This is a genomic window from Oleiphilus sp. HI0128 (genome assembly GCF_001635365.1).
Genome location: NZ_LWGG01001542.1, coordinates 1 through 741, shown reverse-complemented (window position 1 = coordinate 741; position 741 = coordinate 1). Strand labels below are relative to the sequence as shown.

At 44.3% G+C, this 741-nt stretch carries 1 protein-coding gene and 1 pseudogene; both read left to right on the top strand.

Going from position 1 to position 741, the window contains the following annotated elements:
- Positions 1 to 245, top strand: a 245-nt coding sequence (locus A3763_RS25385; protein WP_197483125.1) for an alpha/beta hydrolase, incomplete at its 5' end; no start/stop codon positions are given.
- Between the two features lie 75 nt (positions 246 to 320).
- Positions 321 to 741 (top strand): annotated as a pseudogene (locus tag A3763_RS25380) (PCRF domain-containing protein); the annotation flags it as partial.

The window sequence follows — 741 nt, the reverse complement described above, 5'->3', positions numbered from 1 at the left end:
CAGAGTATTTATCGGCAGTTACTAAGCTACGCAAGCAGGCTTCGCAAATCAAAACGCCCATCGCTATATGGCACGGAGAAGGCGATGAACTCGTTGAGCCCTGGGTGAGTGAACACTTATTTGATCGTTTAGAGATGACTAATAAGCAAAGAAAAATCGTTCCAAAGGCGTTGCATGAGATTTTATTAGAGCCAAGCTGGCCGGAAACTGCGAAAGAAATGAAAAATTGGTTGGAGCGGTTTTAGCTTAGCGGTAGAATGGCGCGCTTTATTAAGTGTGTTATTTCGCTTTTTTCAGTTTTAAGGAATGTGAGTCAATAGATGTTGGAAGTAAACCCGCTAGTGCAGCAAATAAAAGATATGTCTGAGCGTGTGCAAACGCTTAGGGGGTATCTTTGACTTTGATGTAAAAAAAGAGCGACTTGTAGAAGTTGAACGTGAATTAGAATTGCCTAGTGTCTGGGATGATCCGGACAACGCGCAAGCGCTTGGCAAAGAACGCTCTAATCTAGAAGCTGTTGTAGCAACCATAGAAAATCTCGACGTTGGTCTGGTGGACGCTCAGGAGCTGCTGGATATGGCTGTGGAAGAGCAAGATGAAGAAACGGTTTCTGCTGTTGAAGATGAGCTTGGCACGCTAAGTGAAAAGCTTGAAACGCTAGAGTTTCGAAGAATGTTTTCTGGCGAGATGGATGAAAACAACGCATATCTCGATATTCAGTCTGGCTCAGGTGGTACCGAG